Below are 5,917 nucleotides of genomic sequence, written 5' to 3'. Positions count from 1 at the left end.
TATTTACATCGAAGCATTAAAGAGATTACATTTTGATAGTAATAATGACGTAATATATCCAATGGAAAACCTTCAAAAAGAAAAGGTAAGCAATGTTATAAAAGAGTGGATGGAGAAACAAGTCATATTAAAAGGGAATACTAAAAACAAGGAATTACTTAAAGTGGAGAATTTATCATTTTCATACTCTAATAAACAAAAAGTATTAGAAAATGTAAACCTTTCAATATATGAAGGAGAAATTGTGGCACTGTTAGGACATAATGGAGCAGGGAAATCAACATTAGCTCATAGTCTTATAGGCATAAACAAAATGAAAAATGGGAAAATCTTGTTAAAAGGTGAAGATATTAGTTCTTGGTCTATTCGTAAACGTGGGGAAATCATATCTTACGTGATGCAAAATCCAAATCATATGATTACACAGCCTACTGTTTTTGAAGAAGTTTCATTTACATTAACATTACATAATTTTTCTAAGGAAGAAATTAAGAATAGAGTAGAAGGAACTTTAAAAATTTGTGGTTTATATCCATTTCGTAATTGGCCAATTCAAGCACTAAGCTATGGGCAAAAAAAGAGATTAACAATCGCATCTGTATTAACAACAAATCCTAAACTTATCATATTAGATGAACCGACAGCGGGACAAGATTATTATCACTATAAACAATTTATGGCTTTTATTAAAAACCTAGCTAAAAAGGGAATTTCATTTGTTTTTATCACTCACGATATGAATCTCGCGCTAGAATATACAGACCGTGCAGTAGTTCTACATGAAGGGAAAATTATTGCGGATAATACAGTGTTTGATGTATTAGGCGATCAAGAAACGTTACAAAGAGCCAACTTAAGAGAGAGTTCTTTAACCAAGCTTGTTAAATTTAGTGGGATTGCATGTCCAGAAAAATTTATGGAGCTTTATTTAGACAGTAATAGGAGGGAGGAAGGTGCATAGTACATATTTTCATCGTATGGATGGGGTAGTGAAATTGTTTTTATTTATTTTTTGTATGACGCTTACTTTTTTGTTTTTTGATTTTCGGGTGTTGCTAATATTATTTATTATTGGGTGTATCGGTCTCAGCATTGCTAAAATTCCATTTCGTAAAATTTTAATTGTTTTTAGTGTCATATTTACATTTAGTTTATTAAACTCTGTCATGATTTTATTGATTACACCAACTCATGGATCTGAATTAACTGAATCATATACCGCGTTTTTACATGTTGGATATGCAACGATTACATATGAAACATTATTTTATGCAGCTACACTTTCATTAAAGTATTTTACGTTATTACCATTTACACTTCTTTTTATTTACACGACAGATCCAAGTGAATTTGTAAGTAACTTAAGTAAACTTGGTATTCATTATAAGATTACTTATGCAATAAATATTGCACTACGTTATATTCCTGACATCCAGTCTGAGTATAAAATTATTAAACACGCGCAAGAAGCGAGAGGAGTGGCTTTTGAAAAAGGAGAAGCAAGTTTATGGGTTCGTATGAAGAACCGTGTTTTAATTTTCTGGCCACTAATCATTCATTCTCTAGAAAGAATAGATACGGTTTCAAATGCAATGGATTTAAGAGGATTTGGAAAGAAGGATAAACGTACATGGTTTTATACAAGTAAGGCGAAACGTGAAGATTTCATCGCTTTATTTGCCGGTATTTTCATATTTATTGTTGCGGTATATTTAAAATTAAACGTATTTCAAAACTTTTGGTATCCATTTTAAAGCACTCTTTAAACGAGTGCTTTTACTTATTTTTATGTAGACATGCTCAAAAAAGGGATATACACATAATGTATAATACGAACCAGTTAAAATGATCAACTACCTATTAGTTTTCAAACCAAAAGGAGGAGAAAATATGAGTTACGGTGGTTCTTGTGGTTTTGGTGGAGGTTTCGCTTTATTAGTTGTGTTATTCATTTTATTAATCATCGTTGGAGCTTCTTGCTTCTGCTAAAAACTATTGGAAAAGACACTCATATAGAGTGTCTTTTCTTTCGTGCAAAATGATTCCTGACAATAGCCAACTGTATAAAGTATACGGTATACTTTTGCCTCATTAGACATATAAAAATGTTGGAGGGATGTTATGAAACTAGTAGGGAAGCACATTTATATTCGGCTTTATAAAACTGATGATGCCAACGAGTTAGCTAACTTACATATTAGAAATCGCGAATTTTTTCAACGAGTTTGTCCATTGCTCCCAGAAGTTTTTTATACAGAAGAACATCAAAAAATACGTCTTGAACAAGCTCTAAAAAAGACAGCTGAAGGGCAAGTATACCCTTTTGGAATCTTTTTAAGAGAAAATGATAAGCTTATCGGAGACATTTCATTAACTCAAATTGTTAGGGGGGACCTCCAAAGCTGTTATACGGGATTTACTTTAGATAAGGAGCATAATGCAAAGGGCTATACAACAGAGGCTCTTCAACTTGTTGTAGATTTTGCTTTTAGGGAATTAAAGCTAAATAGAATTGAAGCAGGAGCGATGCTTGATAATATAGCATCTATTCGTGTATTAGAAAAAGTGGGGTTTAAAAAAGAAGGTATAGCGAAAGAAAATATAAGGATTAATGGCAAATGGACAGATCATCAAATATTAGCTATTATCAATAGTTTGGATGTGTAAGCTTATTTTGATTCCAATAAAGATAATCATGTAACTCTTCAAACTCTACCAACAGTTTTATAGAGACCTTTACAATTTTCGGATCAGAAACTAACCTTACAAGTCTTGAAATTCCACCTAACTCTACAATTACTCTATTTGAAAATTTTACAACTAACCACACTAAGACTCTTATTCGTTTTAGTTTTAGCTTTGTATTTGCTGCGTTCGTCACATTGACTAGTAGACCATTTAAATCCACAACTCCACAAACAATTAGATTAACACCAGGGAGATACAAGGACTTTCTTATTTGAGGATGTTAAATGCCACTTCAGTTAACGCCTCATCAAGGCCATTATTTATCCAACAAACAACATATATTTGTTGTGATAAATCAAATTCATATTACTGTGAGAATAGTGACTATGGTTAGTATTAGTTATTAAAGAGAGCTTTGGCTCTTTTTTTATTTTCTTTCGACATAATATGACAATATATGAATTAATAGTTTGGTATTATTATCTAGAAATCTTACATTTATCTACAAATTATTATTGTATTTTTAGATTTTTAAATGTAAAATATTTCAATGTAAATACATACCATTTAGGGGGATAAAGAAATTTATGAAAAAATTATTAGCTTCAGCAACAGCGGTAACACTATTAACAGTGGGGTACAGTTCTTCTGCATTTGCAGCTAAGAGTCCTAATGATACAAAAAACTGTGGCCATTTTAAAAGTCAACAAGATGCTCAAGCATTCTGGGATCAAAATGGATATGGTGTTGGAAATGATCCACACCGTTTAGATAATGATAAAGACGGCATTCCATGTGAAGATTATAAATATCCAAAGAGCACAAATACTACAACAGAAAATAAAGAAACTACTAAACCTCAAGAACAACCTAAACAAGAAAATACTAAACAAGAACCTGTTAAACAAGAAAACACTAAGCAAGAGAATTCAAAACAAAATAACCAAACAACAAATACTACACAAGAACAAACTAAGCCTCAAACAACTGCAAAAGAAACAAAGAAAAATACTAATACAGTTGTGAAAAAAGAAACGAAAAAACAAGGTGAAAAATTACCTAATACAGCATCAAACGGTGTTACAATGATGTTAGCAAGCTTAGGATTAGCATTAGCTGGTTCTGTATTAATGTTCCGTCGTAAAAAGACAAACGCATAAAATAGTTCCTTAAAACGGCAGGAGAAATCCTGTCGTTTTCAAATGGAGTGATAAAAGTGAATAAAAAACAATGGATAGGCTTATGTTTAACTGTTATTGGACTTACTATCTTTTCCTATTATTTTCTAGAATGGTATAGTGCTAGACAATCAGCAGAGTCGTTAACAACTAACGAGGCTAAACAATATGAGACCTCCACACCTTCTAAAGAAAATGAAACGCAAAACATCAATCAAACAGAGACAGAGATAAAGACTGACACTTCATTACAAGAAAAACCTGTACAAATTCCTGCTTCAAAGGTAAACCATCAGTTAGGAGATAAAGTAGCATATTTAATTATCCCTAAAATACAAAAGAAATACTCTATATATTGGGGAGCTGATGATAAAGTACTAAAAAAGGGTGTAGGTATGTTTGTTAGTGACTTAACTACTACACCATCCGGAAATGGTCATACAGTTTTAAGTGGACATAGAGATACTGTTTTTACCGAGCTTGGTCAATTAAAGGAAAATGACCAACTTATCGTGGAATATGAAAATAAAACATATACATATGAAATTAACAAGCATTGGATAACAGATTCAGAAGATCGAACAGTTATTGTAGAAAAAAGTGAGCCAACATTAACATTAACAACTTGTTATCCTTTTGACTATATAGGAGACGCTCCAGATCGGTACATAATTGAATTATCTCTACTTTCCATTCGGTAAGAATGAGAGCCCAAAAATTAAAGTGGTTTAAATAGGAAGAAGGCACCTTTAGGTGTCTTTTTTTATGAATAAGAAGTACAGCCAAGATGCGAGGAAAAATAGGTTATAAGACGGAATTTTAGCCTGAAAATTCTAAACTATCTTTTTTATTTCCTTTCGACATAATATGACAATATCTTTATATATAGTTTGTTATTATTAGCTTGGCAATCTTATATTTTACATAATTGGAGGAACAAACGTGGGAAAAATATTCAAATTTGGATGCCTAGGCATTATAGCTTTATTTGTAATCGGAATAATTGCTATGGTCGCTGGTGGTGGAGACACAACTGAAAAAACTTCAACAGACACTAAAGCAGTATCAAAAGAAGGTGTATCTTCTGATGTAAAAATCGCTGTAGGATCTATGGAAACAGTAGATTCTGTGGGTAATGAATATACAAAAGAACAAGCACAAGGTGTCTTTAAAATTTTAGAAGTTACACTTACTAATAATCAAAAAGACGCTATCACTGTTGATGCTAATAGTTTTAAATTAGTAGATAGCAAAGGTCGTGAATTCACATATTCAACACAAGGTCAAACATCTTTTGACTTAGCTAATGGTGGGAAAACTGACTTCTTCTTAAAACAATTGAATCCTGGTCTAACACAGACAGGTAAAATTGTATTTGATATACCAAAAGATGCTGAAGGTCTTTTCTTAAAAGCAAGTGGCGGTATGACAGGTAAAGAAATTAATTTAAAAGTTGAATAGTTGAAGGCACTCGAAAGAGTGCTTTTATTCTTTCTCAATAACCAAAATTATTTAACGTGGGAAAATAATGCTCGGATTGGTATCTAATGCCATATTACGACGGTTCAAATCGTAAGAAGACACTTTTGAGTGTCTTTTCTTTTGTACATTATATCTATTACGTGCTCATTAATTTTTTATGTCAAATGTACATAAAAAAGAAGAGATGCGCTAACATCACTTCTAGTAATTGCTACCGTCAGGATGGTAGTTATATCATTTATTTTTACGAAACCTACCCTTTTGCTTCCGATGGCAACGGGGATTGTTTTTTGTTATCTTTTTTCTAAAGTTTGTTTCCTAAAAACATACGCAGAAACTTCACTTACAATTGCTTTCACAAATTCTTTTAGAAGCTCAAACAAAAAATCTATAGATATATTCTCTCCCCCTTTTCTTTCAAATAGAAAGAAGGAATAAATAATCACCCTCACAATATACAGTTAATTCTACTTTATCATACTAGTACAATCTCACCTATATAAAAAAGACCACCATTTGTGAAGTGCACCCCAATTGTTAGGCTGTGTCTAACAATTGGGGTGCACTTC

General features: G+C 32.0%; 7 protein-coding genes. All 7 read left to right on the top strand.

Annotated features, from left to right (window positions below):
• Positions 1-961, top strand: a 961-nt coding sequence (locus ABWK52_RS24815) for a DUF3744 domain-containing protein (protein ID WP_353772201.1), incomplete at its 5' end; no start/stop codon positions are given.
• Entirely contained in the window at positions 954-1,754 is an 801-nt protein-coding gene (locus ABWK52_RS24810) for an energy-coupling factor transporter transmembrane component T family protein (RefSeq protein ID WP_000556377.1), read from the top strand. The genes ABWK52_RS24815 and ABWK52_RS24810, both read left to right, overlap by 8 nt.
• 136 nt (positions 1,755-1,890) lie before the next feature.
• On the top strand, positions 1,891-1,989 hold the full coding sequence (locus tag ABWK52_RS24805; protein ID WP_353772200.1) for a YjcZ family sporulation protein: 99 nt from the start codon (positions 1,891-1,893) through the stop codon (positions 1,987-1,989).
• 132 nt (positions 1,990-2,121) lie between these two features.
• A complete protein-coding gene (locus ABWK52_RS24800) occupies positions 2,122-2,667 on the top strand; it encodes a GNAT family N-acetyltransferase (RefSeq protein ID WP_044584194.1) in 546 nt (181 codons plus the stop codon).
• Positions 2,668-3,275: 608 nt separating this feature from the next.
• On the top strand, positions 3,276-3,848 hold the full coding sequence (locus ABWK52_RS24795) for an excalibur calcium-binding domain-containing protein (protein ID WP_004418231.1): 573 nt from the start codon (positions 3,276-3,278) through the stop codon (positions 3,846-3,848).
• A gap of 56 nt (positions 3,849-3,904) precedes the next feature.
• Positions 3,905-4,567, top strand: coding sequence for a class D sortase (locus ABWK52_RS24790; RefSeq protein WP_353772199.1), 663 nt, complete (start codon positions 3,905-3,907; stop codon positions 4,565-4,567).
• A 241-nt stretch (positions 4,568-4,808) separates the two neighbouring features.
• The gene (locus ABWK52_RS24785) at positions 4,809-5,327 is read left to right on the top strand and encodes a DUF4352 domain-containing protein (RefSeq protein ID WP_061663059.1); all 519 of its coding nucleotides are present in this window, start codon (positions 4,809-4,811) and stop codon (positions 5,325-5,327) included.
• The last annotated feature ends 590 nt before the right edge of the window (positions 5,328-5,917 follow it).

The organism is Bacillus sp. AP50 (assembly GCF_040492675.1).
Classification (GTDB): Bacteria; Bacillota; Bacilli; order Bacillales; family Bacillaceae_G; genus Bacillus_A; species Bacillus_A cereus.
This window is presented reverse-complemented; position numbering and strand designations above follow the sequence as displayed.

What these genes read in the sequence shown, in the direction of transcription:
- ABWK52_RS24805 (WP_353772200.1), top strand. Translation starts at nt 1,891, where the DNA reads ATGAGTTACGGTGGTTCTTGTGGTTTTGGTGGAGGTTTCGCTTTATTA.
- ABWK52_RS24800 (WP_044584194.1), top strand. Translation starts at nt 2,122, where the DNA reads ATGAAACTAGTAGGGAAGCACATTTATATTCGGCTTTATAAAACTGAT.
- ABWK52_RS24795 (WP_004418231.1), top strand. Translation starts at nt 3,276, where the DNA reads ATGAAAAAATTATTAGCTTCAGCAACAGCGGTAACACTATTAACAGTG.